This window comes from Avibacterium sp. 20-132, assembly GCF_023611925.1.
Taxonomy (GTDB): domain Bacteria; phylum Pseudomonadota; class Gammaproteobacteria; order Enterobacterales; family Pasteurellaceae; genus Avibacterium.
Genome location: NZ_CP091456.1, coordinates 1761050 through 1779225 on the forward strand (window position 1 = coordinate 1761050; position 18176 = coordinate 1779225).

General features: G+C 43.1%; 26 protein-coding genes. All 26 read left to right on the forward strand.

Annotation, left to right across the window (positions count from 1 at the left end; genetic code table 11):
• The first annotated feature begins 143 nt into the window (after nucleotides 1–143).
• The 26 genes from L4F93_RS08370 to L4F93_RS08490 all read left to right on the forward strand — a co-directional run bounded on the left by L4F93_RS08370 (nucleotide 144) and on the right by L4F93_RS08490 (nucleotide 18163).
• Nucleotides 144–389, forward strand: a complete 246-nt coding sequence (locus L4F93_RS08370) for a hypothetical protein (protein WP_207761604.1) — start codon at nucleotides 144–146, stop codon at nucleotides 387–389.
• Nucleotides 386–907, forward strand: coding sequence for a lysozyme (locus tag L4F93_RS08375; protein WP_250349858.1), 522 nt, complete (start codon nucleotides 386–388; stop codon nucleotides 905–907). Before L4F93_RS08370 ends, L4F93_RS08375 begins: the two co-directional genes overlap by 4 nt.
• Nucleotides 880–1221 carry a DUF2570 family protein gene (locus L4F93_RS08380; RefSeq protein ID WP_250349859.1) on the forward strand — a complete coding sequence of 114 codons (342 nt, stop codon included), beginning with the start codon at nucleotides 880–882 and terminating at the stop codon, nucleotides 1219–1221. The genes L4F93_RS08375 and L4F93_RS08380 overlap by 28 nt, the downstream gene beginning before the upstream one ends.
• Nucleotides 1190–1399, forward strand: a complete 210-nt coding sequence (gene lysC / locus L4F93_RS12465; protein ID WP_082990972.1) for an Rz1-like lysis system protein LysC — start codon at nucleotides 1190–1192, stop codon at nucleotides 1397–1399. Before L4F93_RS08380 ends, lysC begins: the two co-directional genes overlap by 32 nt.
• On the forward strand, nucleotides 1396–1719 hold the full coding sequence (locus L4F93_RS08385) for an HNH endonuclease (RefSeq protein WP_065231301.1): 324 nt from the start codon (nucleotides 1396–1398) through the stop codon (nucleotides 1717–1719). Before lysC ends, L4F93_RS08385 begins: the two co-directional genes overlap by 4 nt.
• Before the next feature lie 98 nt (nucleotides 1720–1817).
• A complete protein-coding gene (locus L4F93_RS08390) occupies nucleotides 1818–2279 on the forward strand; it encodes a terminase (protein ID WP_100295770.1) in 462 nt (153 codons plus the stop codon).
• On the forward strand, nucleotides 2279–3790 hold the full coding sequence (locus L4F93_RS08395; protein WP_250349860.1) for a terminase large subunit: 1512 nt from the start codon (nucleotides 2279–2281) through the stop codon (nucleotides 3788–3790). Before L4F93_RS08390 ends, L4F93_RS08395 begins: the two co-directional genes overlap by 1 nt.
• A complete protein-coding gene (locus L4F93_RS08400; protein WP_250349861.1) occupies nucleotides 3787–5031 on the forward strand; it encodes a phage portal protein in 1245 nt (414 codons plus the stop codon). Before L4F93_RS08395 ends, L4F93_RS08400 begins: the two co-directional genes overlap by 4 nt.
• Entirely contained in the window at nucleotides 5015–5674 is a 660-nt protein-coding gene (locus L4F93_RS08405; RefSeq protein WP_250349862.1) for an HK97 family phage prohead protease, read from the forward strand. The genes L4F93_RS08400 and L4F93_RS08405 overlap by 17 nt, the downstream gene beginning before the upstream one ends.
• Nucleotide 5675: 1 nt before the next feature.
• Nucleotides 5676–6875 (forward strand): phage major capsid protein, encoded by a 1200-nt coding sequence (locus L4F93_RS08410; RefSeq protein ID WP_250349863.1) that lies wholly within the window; start codon nucleotides 5676–5678, stop codon nucleotides 6873–6875.
• 52 nt (nucleotides 6876–6927) lie between these two features.
• The gene (locus L4F93_RS08415) at nucleotides 6928–7242 is read left to right on the forward strand and encodes a head-tail connector protein (RefSeq protein WP_250349864.1); all 315 of its coding nucleotides are present in this window, start codon (nucleotides 6928–6930) and stop codon (nucleotides 7240–7242) included.
• On the forward strand, nucleotides 7243–7566 hold the full coding sequence (locus L4F93_RS08420; RefSeq protein ID WP_250349865.1) for a phage head closure protein: 324 nt from the start codon (nucleotides 7243–7245) through the stop codon (nucleotides 7564–7566).
• Nucleotides 7559–8038: an HK97-gp10 family putative phage morphogenesis protein gene (locus tag L4F93_RS08425; protein ID WP_250349866.1), complete on the forward strand. Its 480-nt coding sequence runs from the start codon at nucleotides 7559–7561 to the stop codon at nucleotides 8036–8038. Before L4F93_RS08420 ends, L4F93_RS08425 begins: the two co-directional genes overlap by 8 nt.
• Nucleotides 8035–8379, forward strand: a complete 345-nt coding sequence (locus tag L4F93_RS08430; RefSeq protein ID WP_250349867.1) for a DUF3168 domain-containing protein — start codon at nucleotides 8035–8037, stop codon at nucleotides 8377–8379. Before L4F93_RS08425 ends, L4F93_RS08430 begins: the two co-directional genes overlap by 4 nt.
• 2 nt (nucleotides 8380–8381) lie before the next feature.
• Entirely contained in the window at nucleotides 8382–9035 is a 654-nt protein-coding gene (locus tag L4F93_RS08435; protein WP_250349868.1) for a hypothetical protein, read from the forward strand.
• A gap of 62 nt (nucleotides 9036–9097) precedes the next feature.
• A complete protein-coding gene (locus tag L4F93_RS08440) occupies nucleotides 9098–9511 on the forward strand; it encodes a hypothetical protein (RefSeq protein WP_250349869.1) in 414 nt (137 codons plus the stop codon).
• A 44-nt stretch (nucleotides 9512–9555) separates the two neighbouring features.
• Nucleotides 9556–9792, forward strand: coding sequence for a phage tail assembly protein T (locus tag L4F93_RS08445; RefSeq protein ID WP_250349870.1), 237 nt, complete (start codon nucleotides 9556–9558; stop codon nucleotides 9790–9792).
• An 89-nt stretch (nucleotides 9793–9881) separates the two neighbouring features.
• Nucleotides 9882–10391: a hypothetical protein gene (locus L4F93_RS08450; RefSeq protein WP_250349871.1), complete on the forward strand. Its 510-nt coding sequence runs from the start codon at nucleotides 9882–9884 to the stop codon at nucleotides 10389–10391.
• Nucleotides 10392–10724: 333 nt separating this feature from the next.
• Nucleotides 10725–11630 (forward strand): phage antirepressor N-terminal domain-containing protein, encoded by a 906-nt coding sequence (locus L4F93_RS08455; RefSeq protein WP_250349872.1) that lies wholly within the window; start codon nucleotides 10725–10727, stop codon nucleotides 11628–11630.
• A 56-nt stretch (nucleotides 11631–11686) separates the two neighbouring features.
• Nucleotides 11687–12004, forward strand: coding sequence for a DUF2513 domain-containing protein (locus L4F93_RS08460; RefSeq protein WP_250349873.1), 318 nt, complete (start codon nucleotides 11687–11689; stop codon nucleotides 12002–12004).
• 53 nt (nucleotides 12005–12057) lie between these two features.
• Nucleotides 12058–12264, forward strand: coding sequence for a hypothetical protein (locus tag L4F93_RS08465; protein WP_103853811.1), 207 nt, complete (start codon nucleotides 12058–12060; stop codon nucleotides 12262–12264).
• Nucleotides 12265–12326: 62 nt separating this feature from the next.
• The gene (locus tag L4F93_RS08470) at nucleotides 12327–15824 is read left to right on the forward strand and encodes a tape measure protein (RefSeq protein WP_250349874.1); all 3498 of its coding nucleotides are present in this window, start codon (nucleotides 12327–12329) and stop codon (nucleotides 15822–15824) included.
• On the forward strand, nucleotides 15824–16150 hold the full coding sequence (locus L4F93_RS08475; protein WP_250349875.1) for a phage tail protein: 327 nt from the start codon (nucleotides 15824–15826) through the stop codon (nucleotides 16148–16150). Before L4F93_RS08470 ends, L4F93_RS08475 begins: the two co-directional genes overlap by 1 nt.
• On the forward strand, nucleotides 16150–16872 hold the full coding sequence (locus L4F93_RS08480) for a phage minor tail protein L (protein ID WP_250349876.1): 723 nt from the start codon (nucleotides 16150–16152) through the stop codon (nucleotides 16870–16872). Before L4F93_RS08475 ends, L4F93_RS08480 begins: the two co-directional genes overlap by 1 nt.
• The gene (locus tag L4F93_RS08485; protein ID WP_250349877.1) at nucleotides 16869–17612 is read left to right on the forward strand and encodes a C40 family peptidase; all 744 of its coding nucleotides are present in this window, start codon (nucleotides 16869–16871) and stop codon (nucleotides 17610–17612) included. The genes L4F93_RS08480 and L4F93_RS08485 overlap by 4 nt, the downstream gene beginning before the upstream one ends.
• A complete protein-coding gene (locus L4F93_RS08490; RefSeq protein WP_250349878.1) occupies nucleotides 17555–18163 on the forward strand; it encodes a tail assembly protein in 609 nt (202 codons plus the stop codon). Before L4F93_RS08485 ends, L4F93_RS08490 begins: the two co-directional genes overlap by 58 nt.
• Nucleotides 18164–18176 lie beyond the last annotated feature (13 nt).

The window sequence follows — 18176 nt, forward strand, 5'->3', positions numbered from 1 at the left end:
ATTTGACAACTGCTAAGCAGCTAAGGTATATTTCTCCCGTATCTTGCGGAAAGCGCAACTAAAGAACAGAGTAAGAATTTATAGAACCCTGATTGGTTATGCCAGTCGGGGTTTTTTATTGCCTCGAAAACAGGAGGCGGAGTATGAAAATTATGAAAGATATGGGAACACAAAGCTATCTTTGGTCAGGCTTTGGCGGCTTTTTAGCTTGGCTTGGCGATCAACAAAATTTAATGATGTTGAGCCTCGCCATCGGTATTGTTACCGCACTTGCTAATTTATATCAACGTATTTGTGATTGGCGGGCGAGAAAGCGTGATGAAGAACGTAAGGAAGAAATCCATCAGCTCACTGTGGCGAGATTGAGGAAAGGGCTAGATATTAAATGAAACATTTCAAGAAAATTGCGGGCTGTTCTGTTGTAGCAATCATTGGTTTGGTAATGTTTAATTATTCAGATGAAATCCGCACCACTGAAAAGGGAATGGCATTAATCGGTGAAGCTGAAAACTGTATGCGTGAGCCGTATAAGTGCCCCGCGGACGTGTGGACGGTAGGGATCGGGTCAACGGGCGATATTACTTTCGGCAAGGTGTACTCTGATAAAGAGATTGCCGACCGCTGGGCCAAAGATATTCAAACGGCGGAACAGTGCGTCAACCGTTATGCCAACGGCAAAGCTCTACCGCAAGGTGCATTTGAGGCATTAACCTCACTCACCTTTAATGTAGGCTGTGGCAAACTCAAAACCTCTACGATTTATCGTTACGCAAAACAAGGCGATATTCAAGCTGTGTGTGAGCAGTTTCCCCGCTGGAAATATTCAAACGGAAAGGTATTGAAAGGATTAGTAACTCGCCGCGAAAAAGAGAAAGCATTATGTTTAACCAGTTTAAAACGTGGCTAAATCTCACCGCACTTTGTTTGATATTGGGCTTGTGTGGTTGGGTAGGTCATCAGTCGCAGATGATTAGTAGTTTGAAAGCCAAAAATCAAATGCAAGCCCAAACCATCACCACGCAAAGCCAAACTATCGCAAGCCTTAAAGCAGAGGCAAAAGGCAATTATCAACTTACCCAAGATATTACTACATCAGAAAGCAAAATCAGGGAGCAATCCGATAATGTTATTCGCACAATTCAAGCGCAGGTTAAAAATGTGGACGCTCATAATGCTGCTGCTCCTCGTAATGTTATTGAGTTCTTGCAGCAGTCAGATTGAGACAACACATTGCCCGAGCATTCCGCCTGTACTATTAGGGCATTTGGATAAGACGGCATTTAAGGGGCGCACTTATGGCGATGTAACACAGTATGCCGTGATACTCAAACGTGAGCGTGATATGTGTCTTAATCGGATTGATAAGATTAGAGACTGGCAAGTGGAGTTACATAAATGAGTAGGGCTAGTTGGCATCATCTTTATCATCGTAAGGCGTGGAAGCAACTACGCTTAGACCAATTAGCAAAACACCCCTTATGCGTTTTCTGTTCTCAAGCGGGCAAACTTACCCCCGCTACGGTAGTGGACCACATTACCCCCCACAAGGGCAATCTAGATTTATTCTTTGACCCAGATAATTTGCAATCGCTTTGTAAGTTACATCACGACAGCGCAAAACAAAAAGCTGAAATTAAAAAACTTAATCATATAGGCTGTGATGCAAGTGGATTTCCTATTGACCCAGACCACCCATTCAATAAGGGGGAGGGCGGGTAAAAAGTTCGGGCAAATGGCTTGGGCTACCGCTGGGGGAACTCTGCGTGATCGCTATTACAGTTTTTCTACCCTTTTTTATAGCTTTAGGAGGTGATTTTATGAGTGGACGCAAATTGCGTAGTGATAGCACCACTGCAAAAGTGTTAGCCACCAAAGCGGCACAAACCAAGCTATCACCACCACAAAAATTAACAAAATTAGAAACGCGCTATTGGAACAGTATTATCAATAGCCGAGCCTTAGACAGTTGGACGCCGATCGATCAAGAACGGGCGGTAAAACTCGCAAAACTCTATGTAGAAATTGATGATTATGAACACGAGTTACAAAATCATCGACGCTGGGTAAAAACAGACACCGGCACAATGAAAATGCACCCGCTGCACTATGTGATCGAAGATCTGTACAAGCGTGAAATCCAAATGTGCCGAAGTTTGCAAATTCACAGTCGCGCCACAAATGGGGAAAGTCGTGATCAAGTGAAGACCAATCAGCTTTATCAAGAGGCACGGAATGCGATTAATGATGATGACGGCTTAATTGCCAGGGTGTTTAACTGATGACGACGGCAGAAAAAGTCATTGCCTTTATTGAAAAATATTGTTTTGTCCCCGAAGGGGCGTTAGTAGGAAGCCCGATTAAATTAGAGGATTTCCAAAAACGCTTTATTTTTGACGTTTATGACAATCCACAGGGGACCACACACGGTATTTTGTCGATTGGGCGTAAAAATGGAAAAACGGCACTTATTGCGTGTTTATTGCTGGCACATTTAGTGGGACCTGTTGCCATCTTAAATAGCCAAATTGTCAGCGGAGCCTTAAGTCGTGAACAGGCCGCTCTCGTATTTAACCTCGCGGTAAAAATGATCCAACTTAACCCTAAACTGACTACCCTTGTTGATATTAAGCCAAGTGGTAAGCGGCTGGTTGGGCGGCCAATGAATGTTGAATACAAAGCCTTAGCCGCAGATGGTAAAACCGCACAAGGTTTATCGCCAGTACTGGCAATTTTAGATGAAGTTGGACAAGTGCAAGGGAGTCAATCGGCTTTTGTTGATGCGATTACGACCGCACAAGGCGCACATAAAAGCCCATTATTGCTCACCATCAGCACACAAGCGGCAAACGATGCAGATTTGCTTTCCATTTGGATTGATGACGCAATCAACAGCGGCGATCCACATACGGTTTGCCACGTTTACAGCGCGGATAAAGACTTAAAAATTACTGATCCGAAAGCGTGGAAACAAGCCAATCCTGCGTTAGGTGTGTTCCGCAGTGAGGAAGACATCAAAAAATTGGCAGACAAAGCTAACCGAATGCCAAGTTTTGAAAATACGTTCCGCAATTTGAATCTCAACCAGCGGGTTAGCACGGTATCCACGTTTGTTACGCAAGATGTTTGGAAAGCCAATGGCGAAGTGGGACAGCCACCGACGGGATTAAGTGTGTATGGCGGTTTAGATTTATCCGCCCGAACAGACTTAACCTCGCTGGTGCTGGTTGCCAAAGATCCAAGCGGCAAAACCAATGTTTATAGTTATTTTTGGACGCCGGAACAAGGTTTGATTGACCGCGCAAAGCGCGATCGAAGCCCTTATGATGTGTGGGCAAAACAAGGTTTTATCCGCACAACACCCGGTGCCTCCGTGGATTATGCTCACGTTGTACGGGATATTGCCGACATCTTAAGTGATTTTGATATTTCCTCAATTGCGTTTGACCGATGGCGAATGGATATTTTCAAAAAAGAAATGGACACACAGGGCATTACGTTGCCCCTAGTGCCTTTTGGTCAAGGATTTAAGGATATGTCGCCAGCAATTGATACGTTAGAAAGCCAATTGCTTAATGGGCAACTGCGCCACGGTATGCACCCTGTTTTAACGATGTGTGCGGCAAATGCAGTCATTACCAAAGATCCAGCCGGCAACCGAAAATTTGAAAAACACAAAGCAACAGGACGAATTGACGGAATGGTCGCACTTGCCATGGCGCTAGGCATAGCAGAAAGTGCGGAAACGCCATTGAATATTGATGCATTTTTACAGGATATGATTATCGGATGAGTACACTAAATGATAAAAACTGGTGGAGCCGTTTTTACCAACGCTGGTTTTCAGGCGGAAAACGCCTTGATAAAGGCAGCACGGTGGAACCTTTTGTGAGTGAAACAAGTGGTGCGGGCGAAACCGTAAATGGGGAAACTGCGCTGAAATTAAGTGCGGTCTGGGCTTGTGTGCGGTTACGCAGTCAAACCATTGCTTCACTGCCTTTCCACCTTAAAAATGAGCAACGGCAAATCGCTCGCGATCACCCTCTTTATAAAATTGTTCACGATACGCCGAATGCGGATATGTGTGCCAGTGAGTTTTGGGAAGCGGTGATTGCTAACCTTGATTTATGGGGCAACGCCTATTGCCGCATAAATCGGATTGGTGGGCGCGTGGTTGCATTGGATATTCTTGATCCACAGTATATGCAGGTGCAACGCAGTGATAACGGCGAAATCCGCTACATTTACACCAAAAATAACGTGGACGGGGGCAATTACGCCGAACGGGATATTTTGCACTTTAGAGGTTTTACCCTTGATGGTTTAATTGGGTTATCCCCCATTCGCTACCAAGCACAAGTAATGGGCTTGCAAACTGCTGCGAATAATGCCGCCGCCAAAGCCTTTAACAATAATTTAAAGGCGGGTGGTTTTCTGAAAACGGGTGAGCGGATTTTATCCGATGAACAACGCAAGCGCGTGCGAGAGGGGCTAAGCGAATTTGGCAAGCCTGAAAACGCGGGCAAGTGGATGGTGCTTGAAGCGGGAATGGAACCCGCCAATATGTCGGGCAGTTGGATCAACCCTCAAGACGCTCAATTATTGGAAAGCCGCTATTTTGGGATTGAGGAAATTTGCCGTGCCTTTGGCGTACCGCCTCAATTAATTTATAGCACGGATAAATCGTCATCTTGGGCATCAAGTGCAGAGCAAATTACGCAAAATTTCCTCACTTACTCACTCAATCCAATGCTAAAACGGATTGAACAAACCATTACACGCAAATTGCTGAAACCTGAAGAGCGGTCAAAAATTTACCCTATTTTTAGTGTAGAAGGGTTATTGCGAGCGGATAGTGCGGGAAGAGCGAGTTTTTACACCGCACTTTTGCAAAATGGCGTAATGACCCGAAATGAAGTGCGGGCATTAGAAAATCTCCCTGCGGTAGAGGGGGCAGATCAACTGACCGTACAACTTAATTTGACCGCGATTGATAAAATCGGAAAGGATATGACCAATGACAAACCGAACTAAAGATCTCTTATTTAAAGCCGAAGCCATCAAAGAAGATGGCTTTTTTTCGGGCTATTGTAACGTGTTTGATGTGAAAGATGCCTACGATGAGATCGTACGCAAAGGGGCATTTTTAGACTCCATCAAGATGTGGAAAGAGCAAGGCAAAATGCCGCCGGTATTATGGAACCACGACCGCAATCAGCCTATCGGCGTATGGACACAGCTTAAAGAAGATGAGAAAGGCTTATACGGTGAAGGACGGCTACTGATCAATGAAGTGGCAAAAGCCAAGGAGGTACACGCTTTAATGATGGCGGGAGCCATTGATGGGCTTTCTATTGGCTATCGGGTGAATAAGTGGACCTATGATGAAAAAGAGGACTCCACAGAATTACTTGCCATTGAATTAAGAGAAATCTCGGTAGTTACTTTTCCCGCTAATGAAGCAAGTCGCGTGGAAAAAGTGAAATCTGTGTTAGAAAAAGGCAGATTGCCTACTCTTGCTGAATTTGAGAAAGCCCTAAGAGATTTGGGGTTTTCACAAAAACAAGCTGTAACCGTTGCTAGCTACGGCTTGAAAAAACTCATTCAGGGCGAGCCTGAAGAAAAATCACTTAGCAACGCATTAACCATTCTTAAATCCATTACGGGAGAACATTAATATGTCAGAAACAGAAAAAAATCTTGAACAGCTCGCCAGCGAGTTTAAAAAAGCTACCGACCAAGTAAAAGGGTTAGGTGAAGAACTACAAGGTAAAATGGCGAACAATGAAAAAGGCTTAGAGGGCTTAAAAGCGCAAGTGGATGAAGCCTTAACCTCAATGAATGAAGCAAAAAGCCGATTAGATGAGTTAGAGCAAAAAGCCGCTCGTCGTGGGGGAGCCAATGAGACCGCTGAAAAATCCTTAGTGGAACAGTTAATGGAATCAGACAGTTTCCAAAAATTTATGCAAGATCCACGCAAAGGCAATTCCGCCCATTTATCCGTAAAAGCCACTATTACCAGTGCCACAACGAATACAGCGGGGGCGGCGGGTGCATTAATCCCTGAACATAAATTACCGGGTGTGTTAACTCCACCAGATCAGGCATTAACCATTCGCGACTTGCTAGCAAAAGGCACCACCCAAAGTAATTCTATCACCTACATTCGTGAAACGGGCTTTACCAATGGTGCGGCCTATCAAGTGAATGAGGGAGATAAAAAAGCCCAATCGGATATTAAATTTGATGAAGTAACGCTTGGTGTAAAAACCATTGCCCATTATATGAAAGCCTCCCGCCAAATTTTAGATGATGCGCCAATGTTACAAAGCTACATCAACGGTCGCTTAATTTACGGCTTGAAACTGTTTGAAGATCGTCAACTCTTAAACGGAGATGGATCAAGTGGTGCGTTACACGGGATTTTACCGCAAGCTACTGCGTTTGCAGATCCCGCAAAATTGGCGACCTACACCATCATTGATCAACTGCGATTAGCACAATTACAAGCCTTAATTGCAGAATATCCAGCCACAGGCTATGTGCTTAACCCAATCGATTGGACGAAAATTGAGTTGGAGAAAGATGGTATGGGGCGTAACATTATCGGTAATCCACAAGGTACCGCACAGCCAACCTTATGGGGCTTACCAGTGGTGCAAACGCAAGCAATGACCGCTGGCACTTTCTTGACAGGGGCATTTAGCCTTGGCGCGCAGGTGTTTGACCGTCAGGCTTCCGCCATCGCTATTGCAACGGAAAATGAAGATGACTTTGTGCGCAACTTAGTGACCATTTTGGCGGAAGAACGCTTAGCCCTCGCGGTGTATCGCCCAGAGGCCTTTATCAAAGGCACACTTGCCGCGAAAACGAAATAACCCTTAACACCGCACAACTCAAGTGCGGTGCTTTTTTTGGAGATTTTTACCAATGCTTATCTCGCTTGAGCTTATCAAACAACATTGCCGTATCGATCATAATGAAGAAGACACGCTCTTAACTCAGTATGAAACCGCTGCCCAATCCTATCTTGAAAGCCAACTCGGGCGCAAACTCTATCTAAATAGCGTACCCGAAGAGGAATCAATGGGGCTTGTGGCGAATGCGGCGATTAAACAGGCAATGCTAATGACCATTGCCCATTGGTATGAACACCGAGAAAGCGTTGTCGTAGGAGCTATCACCAAAGAAATTGAGCAAGGCGTTTGGCGGTTGATCCAGCCTTACCGATTAATGGGGGTGTAAATGCAAATTGGTAAACTGCGGCATCGTATCAAGATACAGCAGCAAATCAACAGCCAAAACGATTACGGGGCGTTGGTTACGCAGTGGCGCGATGTCGCTCAAGTTTGGGCAGAAGTCAAACCCTTAACGGGGAAAGAATATTTTTCTGCTCAACAGGTGCAGTCCGAAGTCACGGTGCAAATTTGGTTACGTTATCGGGCAGGTATTACACCTACAATGCGGGTCGTTTTTGGCGAACGGCATTTTGAGATTGTTGAAGTGCTGAATTACCAAGGACGAAGCACCGCATTGCAATTACTGTGTAAGGAAAACGTCAATGGCTAACAGCGTAAAAGTGGAAGGATTAAGGGCGTTGTCGGCAGCAATGAAAGAACTCGGCCGAAAAGCAGCCAACCGTATTGCCGTTAAAGCAATGCGCAAAGGTGGGGCGATTGTGCGCGACAAAGCACGCAATAATGCGCCAACCTTGAAAGAGAAAGTGTCGCACCGGCGTGCAGGCACGTTAAAAAAAGCCATTCAATCCAAAACCAAAATTGGGCGAAATGGCAGAACCAACACCTATATTGGTGTAAAAAAGCTTTCGGGTAAGCAAATCGAAAAATTCAAGGCCAAAACACAGAAAGGCGGGGCATATAACCCTAACGATCCGTATTATTGGCGATTTGTTGAGTTCGGCACCTCTAAAATGCCGGCGCGCCCTTTCTTGCGCACCGCGTTTGAGCAAACGAAAGACCAAGCCGCTAATGCCATTATTACTACCTTACGAGAGGAAATCTTAAGGGAAGGAAACAAATGATCCAGCACGACTTATTTAACGCCCTGTCGCCTTTGGTTGCAGGGCGTTGTTTTTATGAAGTGATCCCTGATACCAATACGACCTATCCTGTCATTGTGTATCAATTCCCCACCATCACCCCAAATTCTGCCCTAGAAGATGGGGATTTAGATGATTACCAAGTGCAAATCGACATTTACAGCAATCAAGTTGATGACATCTTTAACTTGCGCGAAGCATTGTTTGAAGCGGTAGAAGATGAATTTGATTTTGCCGAACGCATTTCGGATTTTAGTGATTATGAACCCGATACAAAACTACACCGTCGTGTAGTGATGTATCAAATAGCTTATGGAGAATAACTATGGCCACACAAACCACCCCATTTCAGGGGACAAAATTTTATATCGGCAAGGGTGTTGAAGCGGAAAAAAATATCACCGCGTGCGAAATCACGCCTAATGCCAAAATCACCGTCGCCAATAGCGGTTACAAAAAAGGGGATTTGCTCCGCATTACCGGGCTTGGCTCGTTAGACGGTTACTACCCTGTTAAAGATGTTCAAACCAATGACATCATTTTTGCTGATGAGGTGAATTGGGCAGATCAAGACAAACCAACCGTGTTTACCAATGCCAAAGTGGCGCGGGTAATTTGGTCAAATAACTTCTGTGCCATCAAAAACATTGAAAAAGACGGCGACACGCTTTCGGAAGAAGATGTTACCACGATGTGCAGCGAAGGCACCGAAACCGAACCGGGCGATATTGAGTTTGGTAACGTAAAACTGACTTTCTTCTGGGCGCCCGCTACCGCAATGCAAGCGGATTTGCGCAAGAAGTTCTACGGTAAAGAAACGTTCCCCTATTTGATAGTGTTCAAAAATAATCAGGGATCGCTTTACGGTTCTGGCTTTATTCAAACTAGCACCAATATCAGTGGTGAAGTCAAAGGCAAGTTTGAGTCAGGCGTCACCATTAAACCATCTAAACGTGATTATTTATTGCCAGTCGCATAACCAACTCACCGCACGATAAAAAGTGCGGTGTTTTTTTATAAACATTTTAAGGAAATCAACAAATGAAAGGTACAAGAGATTTATTATTGGCCACCAAGCCTAAACTCAAAAAAATTGAGATTGACGGTGCAGACTATTTTATTCGCGAATTAACCGTGGGTGAAGTGAATGAGCAAATTTACGGTCAACAGCATCGTTTAATGCGTATTGCTAAAGAGCAAGGCATTGAATTGAACTTAGAGAATGAAGAAGAACTCACTAAGCAATTGACGCAAATCTATGATCCTTATGCGTTATCCCGAACTTTAGCAATGCGCTTATGCGATGAGCAAGGGAAAAATCTGTTTGATCCGAATAACAACGCCGATTTAGAGGCACTTTCTCAACTGGATAATGACATCTTTAAGAAATTAACTGATGCCATCAAGGGTGAGGAAGCCCCAAAAAACTCACCGCCCGACGCAAGTTCCAATTAACCTTATCCCTTGCGTTGGGTAAAACGCTATCAGAAATCGAAGCAATGCCAGAACATCACTTGCAAGAATATGAACAATTCTACCAAGAACAACCGTTCGGCTTATGGCGTGAAGATTACCGCACCGCACAAATTGCCTACTTACTGGCGGCGATTAACAGCGATCCGAAAAAAGACAGCCCAAAACTTACCGAGTTTATGCCGTTTTTTGCAGATCAAAGTGCGGTGGAAAATAGCCAAGATTTTGATGATGGTAGCGAGATGTTTTTAGCACAGAGGTAGATTATTCTACCTCTATGTGATCTCTATCACTTTAAAACACCTTTAATTTTGGTATGATTAACGCCTATTTTTTAACGTAGGAGTTAATTATGAAAAAATTAGTATTAATTGGATTGATTAGTACGGTATTGGCTGGGTGTGCAGCGCACCAAGAAATGATTAAAAATATTGAAACGCCCGTGTTTAAATCTGAAATAGATAAGTTTACGGGCGACAAAAAAGCCTATTGGAGTAAAAGCTATTATGATTCAGTATCTTTAGATAAGTTCTTTGCAGTGTCAGTGCTTAAGGGGCAAAAAGTAAATGCGAATTTAATATCGTTAATTCGTACCGGAAAGGATTGGAAGTATTTGAAATGCCATACAACAAATTGGTTAGTTAACGGTAAACCGATTCAACCGTTAAAGAATACTATAAGTACTGATGTAAAAAGAAATCCCGTACAGGTTGTTGAGTCTATAGATGTTGTTTTTACCAATAAGGATATGAAAAAATTCGGCACTGCATCTAGTGTAGAGTATAGAGTATGTAATGATGAATTTAAGTTTACCTCTGAAGAGTTAAAAGGATTAAAGCGGGTTATCGAATATACTTACTGATATGAATTCAAATTATAGATTACATAAATCTTTTTTTTTTTGATAAAACCCTATTGCAATAAATAGGGTTTTATCTTATATTTCATCTAAAGGTCTCAAAAGCCTTTATCTAACTAGGATAATCACCCCGAATGTGTGGTTTTTTTGTATCTGAGTTTCTCCTATTTCTCATACCGGATACAAAAACAATAATTAATATCAATGATCGACAGTGCGACGAATACAATACCGTAAGGGAATAAGTCCGCTAGAGTTAGACTAGTTTTGAGCTGTCGATCGCCAACTATTCGTAGTATCTGAATAGTTGATATTCCATCAAAAGGAAATCTAACAATGAAAACTCAGCTTCAAACAATCCCATTTTATAATCGTACCTTAACCACTTTTGAACAAAATAATACTCATTATGTTGCTATGCGCCCTATCTGTGAAAATATAGGGTTAGCGTGGAGTTCTCAATTACAAAGAATTAAACGTGATGATGTCTTAAATTCAACTGTGTTTATCATAAACACAGTTGGAAATGATGAGAAGGATCGCGAAATGGTTTGCCTCCCAATCCAATATCTCAACGGCTGGCTATTTGGCATCGATACAAACAGAGTGAAACCTGAAATTAGAGAGCGTCTTATCACATACAAAAGAGAATGTTATCAGGCACTACACGATTATTGGAATAAAGGCAAGGCAGAAAGATCGCAACCTCAACCCGTAATAATTAGTATGGAGCGTGAGTTACTCAACACTCTTTATTATCTCTTAGTGTTTGCGGTAGATTATTCAGAAAAAGCACTGCCTAAATTTAAATCCTGTCGCGAATTATTTCGCAATGCAGAATTTAATGAGCTGATCCGCGTGTGTGAGATGTTTTTAACCGACGATACGCGAGAAACGTTGATCAAAACAAAAACGATATTATCGCCAAGTTTCAAAACGGTGGTCGCCCAACAGGCAGAAGTCAGATTGCCAACACCACCAAATCGACGGGTAACACTTCCGCCTGATGTGATTGGTTTTCGCAGTGAAGAATGGCTGCGGGTATCCGAGGCCTCGCGCTATTTAACTAAAAAATCACGCGTGATGACGGAAAAGTTTTATCAAAAACTCTTTGCTCGCTTTGGGTTTCCGTCGCTTTGCCGTATGCCAAAATCAAAGTACGGAAAAGTAATGGATTTCTTGAGAGCTGAAATTAAAAAAGTGCTTAAAAACCCGTATTATAAACCGTTTAATATGCGTTAAAAATTTACTTAAAACCAACCGCACTTTAGTTTAAGTGCGGTTGTAGGAGACCCCAAATGAAACGCGATTGGGAGCTTATCCGCAAAATTTTGTTAAAACTTGAACAAAAGGTTGATGATACGCCGTTGGATAGTGAGAGCATTAAAGGCTTTCCGCCCGCTGTGGTGGAATATCACTACCAATTGTTGAAGCAATCACAATTAATTGATGCTCAACATAAGCTAACGTGGCAAGGACACGAGTTTCTCGACAAAATCCGAAGTGATACGGCGTGGAATAAAATTAAACAAACCATTAAAGCCAAGGGGATTAATTTATCCTTTGAGGCGATTAAGTTAGCAGGAAAAAGTTTATTGTTTTCTTTATTGAAATAGCTTGACTGCCAGTGGGGATTTGGTAGATTGGAAAATAAAATTTAGGAGGGAATATGTCAGATCTAATGTTTTTTATTCGGGGATTACTACGTTTTTCTTGGTCGCTGATTATCTTGCCCCTACTTTTTTTGATACCAATAGGTTTATTTATCGCAGGAATGATTTATTTTGATATTAGCATTCCTTGGTGGGGGGCTTTAATTATCGCCTTTTTCTTAAGTGCTATAATTAATGGATTTAAAGCCCCACAAAATAAATAAATCCCTTTATACGATTATAAAACCTTGCTCTTATAGCAAGGTTTTTTTATGGAGAAAAGTTTATGTCAGGTTCACTTGGTGGTCTTAATATTTATCTAGGGTTAAACACCTTAGACTTTGAAAAAGCATTAAATAGCTCAGATTACAAAACACAGAAGTTCACAAAACAGCTACAGGTCAACTTTGAAAATGCCCAACAGCGTGTAAAAACCTTTTCGGAACGTACCACAAAATATTTAAACAATATCGAAAAAGCCGCTAATTCCATTAATAATTCCACAAAATGGCAGCTGGTTGAAACCGCTACTCGAGTATTGGGCGGTTCAGCAAAAAATGCAGCGCAACAAATTATTAAATTAGCCGATGCGCATACTGAATTAAAAAACCGTATTAAGTTAGTAACGGAAGATAGTGTAAGCGAAGCAAAGGCGATTCAGGCAGTTTATGATATTTCGTCAAAAACCTTTCAATCTGCGGATGCAACAGCACAGGTCTACACTAAATTTGCAAGCAGCGCAAAAGAGCTTGGGATTGCTCAAAGTGAGGTGGCTCGCCTAACGGAAACGGTAAATAAAACCATTGCCTTATCGGGGGTGAGCGCAGCTTCTGCCGAGGCGGGGCTTTTGCAGTTTAGCCAAGCTTTAGATAAAGGGCGGTTAAATGGTCAAGAATTATCTTCGGTAATGACGCAAACGCCAGCCTTAGCGAAAGCGATCGCCGATGGTTTAGGTGTGCCAGTTGGCGCATTAAAAGAGTTGGGTGAAAAAGGCGTTTTAACCACTGATGTTATCATCAAAGCATTACAAAAAATGGGGGTTGAAATTGACCGTTTATTTAGTGCGAATGATACAACCTTATCGGGCGCTTTTGTTAATTTAAATAACGCCGCGCAAAAATGGGTGGGTGAACTCAATCAAGGGCTGGTGAGTACAAAATCCATCGCAGATGTGGTGAATACCATTGCGAATAATTTTGATACGTTAGCGGAAAGGGCGGGGCAATTCGCTTTAGTGGGAGGATACTTTTTAGCGCGCCCAAAAATCCAACAACTCGCTGAATATCAAAAATCGCTAAAAATTGCAAAAGAAAAACAAATTGTAGAGCGTGAGGCGGCGAAAACCTTATCACTCACGACACAAGCGAACTATGAAAAAGCGCGCTCTGAATATAACCTTGCACAAGCTGAAGTGCAGAATATCGCTTACGCCAAGCAACAAATTGTGGTGGAACGCGAATTATTGGTTGCTCGCTTAAAAAGTGCGACAACGCAAGAACAGCGTGCGGCGTTAACCTCCCAAATATTGAGTCTTCGACAGCAAGAACTTGCGATGACAAAATTGCAAAAAGCGGCAGAAGAACAGGTTATTGCTATAAAGCAAGGCGTTAAAGTCGCGTATATGGAAAACGCGGTCGCACAAAGTGCATATCAAGCGGGCTTAATTAAATCAAGCGCGTTGATGAATGTTTACCGCGGTGTTGTGCGGGGAGTAACCGCGGAACTTCAAATGATGAAAGCGGCATTTTTATCCAATCCGCTTATGTTGGGAATAACCGCACTTACCGTCGTTGCCTCGTTTGCGGGGTATTGGTTCGCTACCGCAGATGCCACAGAGGAAGCAACGCAAAAAGCCAAAGATTATGTGCAATCGGTTGATGCAAGTAAAGCTGCATTAGAAAAAATGTCTGCGGCGGCATTGCAAAAACAACTGAAAGACCTTGAAGAAAGCAAAGCGGCATTTAACAAAAAAATTGAGGAGCAAAAGAAAAAGGCAGCGGAATTACAGAAACAACTTGAGGAACTCAATAAAGGGGAAATGCTTAACTATGGTGCAGATTCCCTTTATTCATTTGCAAGTAACGCCGAAAAGGTGAAAAAAGTTCAGGGTGAGTTAATCGATCTCAACGCAGATTTAGATCAGTCAATGCGGGATTTAGATGCGACTAATGAACGCTATAACGCTACCCGGGAACATTACAATCAACTTTTGGGCATTGGCTCAAGTAAAACCCCAGATGTCACCGATAAAACCTTTTTATTTAGCAAATCATTGGACGAGTTGGGTATCTCCGCAGAAGACGCGAAGAATAAATTGCAGTCTTTGTTTTCAATGTTTGCAGGACAAGGGATTTTGGCATTCCAACAAGGCGATAAAATTGTAGGATATGCCAATGATAAACTGCAAGAAGACCTCAACAAGTTAGCTGCGGATAAAGTGCGCGCGGGCTTAAAAGGAAAAGCGTTGTATAAGCACGATGCGGAGCAAGCAGCAAAAAATAAAGGCTATCAAGGCGAAGCGAAAGATAAGTTCGTTGATGCCTATGTAAGTGCGGAGTTAGCCAAAGAGAGCAATAGAAGATCGGGCGGAAGTAAAAAGTCAAAAATTGATTACGTTAAGCAGTACACCGATCAGCTTACCCAAATGCAGCAACGCTTGGCAGAGCTAAAAGCGAATGCGAGTGATATTGCACTTTATGGCGATCCTAGCCAATATCAAGAAGTGAATAAACTCACTCAAGATATTGCAGCCAATGCAGAAAAATATAAGCATTTTGGTACGGAGGGGCAAGCTAAATTAAAAGCGATGGCGGAACAAATTGATAAAGCACAGCAAGCAGTTAATATCGCACAATTTACTTATAATAATGAGCAAAAATTGAAAGCAATGGAATTTGAGCTTGAGTTATTAGGCAAAACCCGTCAAGAACAAGAATTGCTGCGTTATGGACACCAACTTGATATAGAGGCTGCGCGCTTAAAAATTGGAATGTCCGAAGAAAACATTGCGAAACTTGATGAAGAAATTGAAAAGTTAAAAAAACGTAATGCAGAACTTCAAAAGCAAAAAGAAAAAGCTAAAAATGATCCTATGCAAGGTATCAAAAATGGCTGGGAAGCAATTGAGGCTGATGTTACTGATGTGTCAAAAAATATTGAGAACATCACCGTAAACGCCTTTAATGGGATGTCAGACGCACTAACGGAATTGGCGATGACTGGAAAAGCAAATTTTGGTGATCTTGCTCGGTCAATCATCAAAGATATTGTTCAAATGACAATCCGAATGGCAATGTTTAAAGCGATTTCCTCTGCGTTTGGCTATTCCAGTGGTGGCAGCGTTACTGCGCCACCTGAACATTGGAAAGGTGGTTTGGTTGGATTTGATACCGGTGGTTTTACAGGACTAGGTGGCAAATATACCCCCGCTGGCATAGTGCATAAAGGTGAGTACGTCATCACGAAAGAAGCGACAAGCCGCATTGGGTTAGATTATCTTAACTACCTCAACTATGGTGGAGCTTTCGCGGGTCGCCGAGGCTTTGCTAATGGTGGCGGTGTAGCGGTGCCGAAAGTGCCAGTGGTTGGACAACGAGACAATAACAGCACGCAAAATATTACCGTCAAAGTGATTAACCAAGGTGAGCCAGTGCAGGCCGAGGTCAGCACGAAGCAAAAGGGCGATCAACTTGAAATCACCCTTGAGCTGATGAAAACCATTGCACGTAATGAGGCAAACCAAGTTATTCAAACCAATTTCCGCGCAGGAGGCGCATTTAGCTAATGGAAACCTTTAAATGGTGCATCCGTCCAGAATTTACCGTGGAAAACTCGCCTAAAGTCAATGAGATTGAGTTTGGCGATGGTTACACCCAACGGCAGTCTCGGGCGATCAATAATTTATTGCGGGTTTATCCTGTGGTGGTGAAAGTGCGAAATAAAGTGCGGTTGGAAGTGGATGAATTTTTGGCTCGGCATAAAGGTGTCGAGCCTTTTTATTTCCACGACCCATTCACTAACAGTCGTAAAAAAGTCGTGTGTAGCAAGTGGCCCGCAAAAATGGGCAAAACCTACACGGAATTTAGCTGTGAATTTAAGGAAGTGCCATAATGCCCCAACAAATCCCTACCCAAATGAAACTGGAGCTGAGTAAGCTCGAGCAGAACGCAATGATCGAACTGTTTGAAGTCGATTTGCGAAACCTAAAAGACAAAGATGGAATGAATGGCGAATTGTTTCGGTTTTACGCTGGCACAAACGAGATGATGCAACCTATTGTCTGGCAAGGACACACTTATGAAGCCTTTGGCGTAAAAGCCAGTGGATTTTCGATGTCAGGTCAAGGACCAAGCAACCGCCCAGAATTAACGCTTGCTAATATTAATGGCTTTATCACAGGGCTTGTGCAACGCTTTGACCAGTGTTTAGGCGGTATTGTCCGCCGTCGCCAAGTTTATATGCAGTATTTGGACTCGGTAAATTTTGCGGACGGAAACCGACAAGCCGACCCAAGCCAAGAAGTGCTGAGTTATTTTGTCATTGAGCAGTTATCTACGCTTAAGCGAGATGTGGCTGTATTTACCCTAGCACTACCGACCGAAACAGATAATGCCTTGATTTCCGCCCGCACAATCACGGTGCAATGTGGCTGGCTTTATCGCTCGGCTGAATGCGGCTACACAGGTGGACCTGTGGCAGATGAAAAAGACCAACCCACCCGTGATAAGAATAAAGACAAGTGCAGCGGTTTAATTAGTGGCTGTAAGCTGCGTAACAATCTCTGCAACTATGGCGGGTTCGTATCGGTAGATAAATTGGGAGGCGCGCGATGAGCGAACAATTAAAACAAACGATTTTAACTTACGCCAAAGCCCAAGAGCCGCACGAATGTTGCGGTTTTGTTGTTTTAAGAGGTAGGGAAATGGTTTTTGTGCCTTGCGAAAATCAGGCGGAAGACAAAGAAAATAACTTCGAGATTTCGCCTGAAGATTTTTTGCAGGCAAATTCTCAGGGAAAAATCACCGCACTTGTGCATTCGCACCCTGGCGGTGAACCCGTGCTATCGATTTTAGACCGCCAAACCCAACTGGCGGCAGACGTGGATTTTTGGCTCGTGTGCGGTGATGAAATCTATATCTTCCCCAAAATCCCACCGTTGCTTGGGCGTGAGTTTAATCACGGCGTAATGGATTGCTACACGCTGTTTCGAGATTTTTATTATTTGGCGGGTGCAGATTTTCCGAACTTTGAACGGGACGATTATTGGTGGGAAGATGGTTTCAATCTGTACCTCGACAATATGAGCAAGCACGGCTTTGAACCCTTGGATGACGAAAGTGCGGTACGAATTGGCGATGTGATTTTAATGCAAGTAGGTGCAGATGTGCCAAATCACGCTGCGATTTATATTGGCGAACAAATGGTATTGCACCATAGCCCACGCCGCTTATCAAAACGAGATTTATATGATGGTTACTGGTTTAAACATACACATAGCATTTGGAGATTTAAGCAATGGTCAACGTTAGATTTTACGGTGCCCTTAAACAGTTTGGCACTGCATTTGAGCTAGACGCAGAGACACCAGCAGAATGTATTAAGGCATTGACATCACAAATCCCCAAACTGCGAGAATTTATCCAGCAAGGTTTATTTACCGTGCGAATTGGGCGTGAATATGTTGATAATCGCTATCTTGAAAAAGGCTTGTTTTACAAGCTCAAAGCGGGAATGACGGTGCATATTACACCGGTGCTGAAAGGGTCGAAAAAAGCAGGGCTGTTTCAGACTATTGTTGGGGCAGTTTTAGTTGTTGTTGGAGCGGTACTCTATGCTTACGGTGGACAAGCATTAATTTCAGCAGGTCTTGGGTTAATGATTAGTGGGGTGGCTCAAATGCTCACCAAACAACCCGCTATGTCAAACCAAAATGAGGCGGAAAAGAAACAATCCACAGCATTCTCGAACCGGGCCAATATGATTGCGCAAGGTCGAATGGTGCCGTTAGCGTACGGTCGCATACTCACAGGCTCAATGGTGATTTCGCAAGGCGTGCGCACGATTGATGTGGAGGTGTATAAAGCACCCCGTCGCACAGGGTTTGGAAAAGGTAGCTTTGCATAAGTAACAATGATTT

What these genes read in the sequence shown, in the direction of transcription:
- L4F93_RS08440 (WP_250349869.1), top strand. Translation starts at nt 9,098, where the DNA reads ATGAAAGGTACAAGAGATTTATTATTGGCCACCAAGCCTAAACTCAAA.
- L4F93_RS08430 (WP_250349867.1), top strand. Translation starts at nt 8,035, where the DNA reads ATGATCCAGCACGACTTATTTAACGCCCTGTCGCCTTTGGTTGCAGGG.
- L4F93_RS08390 (WP_100295770.1), top strand. Translation starts at nt 1,818, where the DNA reads ATGAGTGGACGCAAATTGCGTAGTGATAGCACCACTGCAAAAGTGTTA.
- L4F93_RS08465 (WP_103853811.1), top strand. Translation starts at nt 12,058, where the DNA reads ATGTCAGATCTAATGTTTTTTATTCGGGGATTACTACGTTTTTCTTGG.
- L4F93_RS08415 (WP_250349864.1), top strand. Translation starts at nt 6,928, where the DNA reads ATGCTTATCTCGCTTGAGCTTATCAAACAACATTGCCGTATCGATCAT.
- L4F93_RS08420 (WP_250349865.1), top strand. Translation starts at nt 7,243, where the DNA reads ATGCAAATTGGTAAACTGCGGCATCGTATCAAGATACAGCAGCAAATC.
- L4F93_RS08400 (WP_250349861.1), top strand. Translation starts at nt 3,787, where the DNA reads ATGAGTACACTAAATGATAAAAACTGGTGGAGCCGTTTTTACCAACGC.
- L4F93_RS08435 (WP_250349868.1), top strand. Translation starts at nt 8,382, where the DNA reads ATGGCCACACAAACCACCCCATTTCAGGGGACAAAATTTTATATCGGC.
- L4F93_RS08480 (WP_250349876.1), top strand. Translation starts at nt 16,150, where the DNA reads ATGCCCCAACAAATCCCTACCCAAATGAAACTGGAGCTGAGTAAGCTC.
- L4F93_RS08445 (WP_250349870.1), top strand. Translation starts at nt 9,556, where the DNA reads ATGCCAGAACATCACTTGCAAGAATATGAACAATTCTACCAAGAACAA.
- L4F93_RS08380 (WP_250349859.1), top strand. Translation starts at nt 880, where the DNA reads ATGTTTAACCAGTTTAAAACGTGGCTAAATCTCACCGCACTTTGTTTG.
- L4F93_RS08425 (WP_250349866.1), top strand. Translation starts at nt 7,559, where the DNA reads ATGGCTAACAGCGTAAAAGTGGAAGGATTAAGGGCGTTGTCGGCAGCA.
- L4F93_RS08455 (WP_250349872.1), top strand. Translation starts at nt 10,725, where the DNA reads ATGAAAACTCAGCTTCAAACAATCCCATTTTATAATCGTACCTTAACC.
- L4F93_RS08410 (WP_250349863.1), top strand. Translation starts at nt 5,676, where the DNA reads ATGTCAGAAACAGAAAAAAATCTTGAACAGCTCGCCAGCGAGTTTAAA.
- L4F93_RS08485 (WP_250349877.1), top strand. Translation starts at nt 16,869, where the DNA reads ATGAGCGAACAATTAAAACAAACGATTTTAACTTACGCCAAAGCCCAA.
- L4F93_RS08475 (WP_250349875.1), top strand. Translation starts at nt 15,824, where the DNA reads ATGGAAACCTTTAAATGGTGCATCCGTCCAGAATTTACCGTGGAAAAC.
- L4F93_RS08395 (WP_250349860.1), top strand. Translation starts at nt 2,279, where the DNA reads ATGACGACGGCAGAAAAAGTCATTGCCTTTATTGAAAAATATTGTTTT.
- L4F93_RS08460 (WP_250349873.1), top strand. Translation starts at nt 11,687, where the DNA reads ATGAAACGCGATTGGGAGCTTATCCGCAAAATTTTGTTAAAACTTGAA.
- L4F93_RS08370 (WP_207761604.1), top strand. Translation starts at nt 144, where the DNA reads ATGAAAATTATGAAAGATATGGGAACACAAAGCTATCTTTGGTCAGGC.
- L4F93_RS08405 (WP_250349862.1), top strand. Translation starts at nt 5,015, where the DNA reads ATGACAAACCGAACTAAAGATCTCTTATTTAAAGCCGAAGCCATCAAA.
- L4F93_RS08450 (WP_250349871.1), top strand. Translation starts at nt 9,882, where the DNA reads ATGAAAAAATTAGTATTAATTGGATTGATTAGTACGGTATTGGCTGGG.
- L4F93_RS08385 (WP_065231301.1), top strand. Translation starts at nt 1,396, where the DNA reads ATGAGTAGGGCTAGTTGGCATCATCTTTATCATCGTAAGGCGTGGAAG.
- L4F93_RS08375 (WP_250349858.1), top strand. Translation starts at nt 386, where the DNA reads ATGAAACATTTCAAGAAAATTGCGGGCTGTTCTGTTGTAGCAATCATT.
- L4F93_RS08470 (WP_250349874.1), top strand. Translation starts at nt 12,327, where the DNA reads ATGTCAGGTTCACTTGGTGGTCTTAATATTTATCTAGGGTTAAACACC.
- lysC (WP_082990972.1), top strand. Translation starts at nt 1,190, where the DNA reads ATGTTATTGAGTTCTTGCAGCAGTCAGATTGAGACAACACATTGCCCG.
- L4F93_RS08490 (WP_250349878.1), top strand. Translation starts at nt 17,555, where the DNA reads ATGGTCAACGTTAGATTTTACGGTGCCCTTAAACAGTTTGGCACTGCA.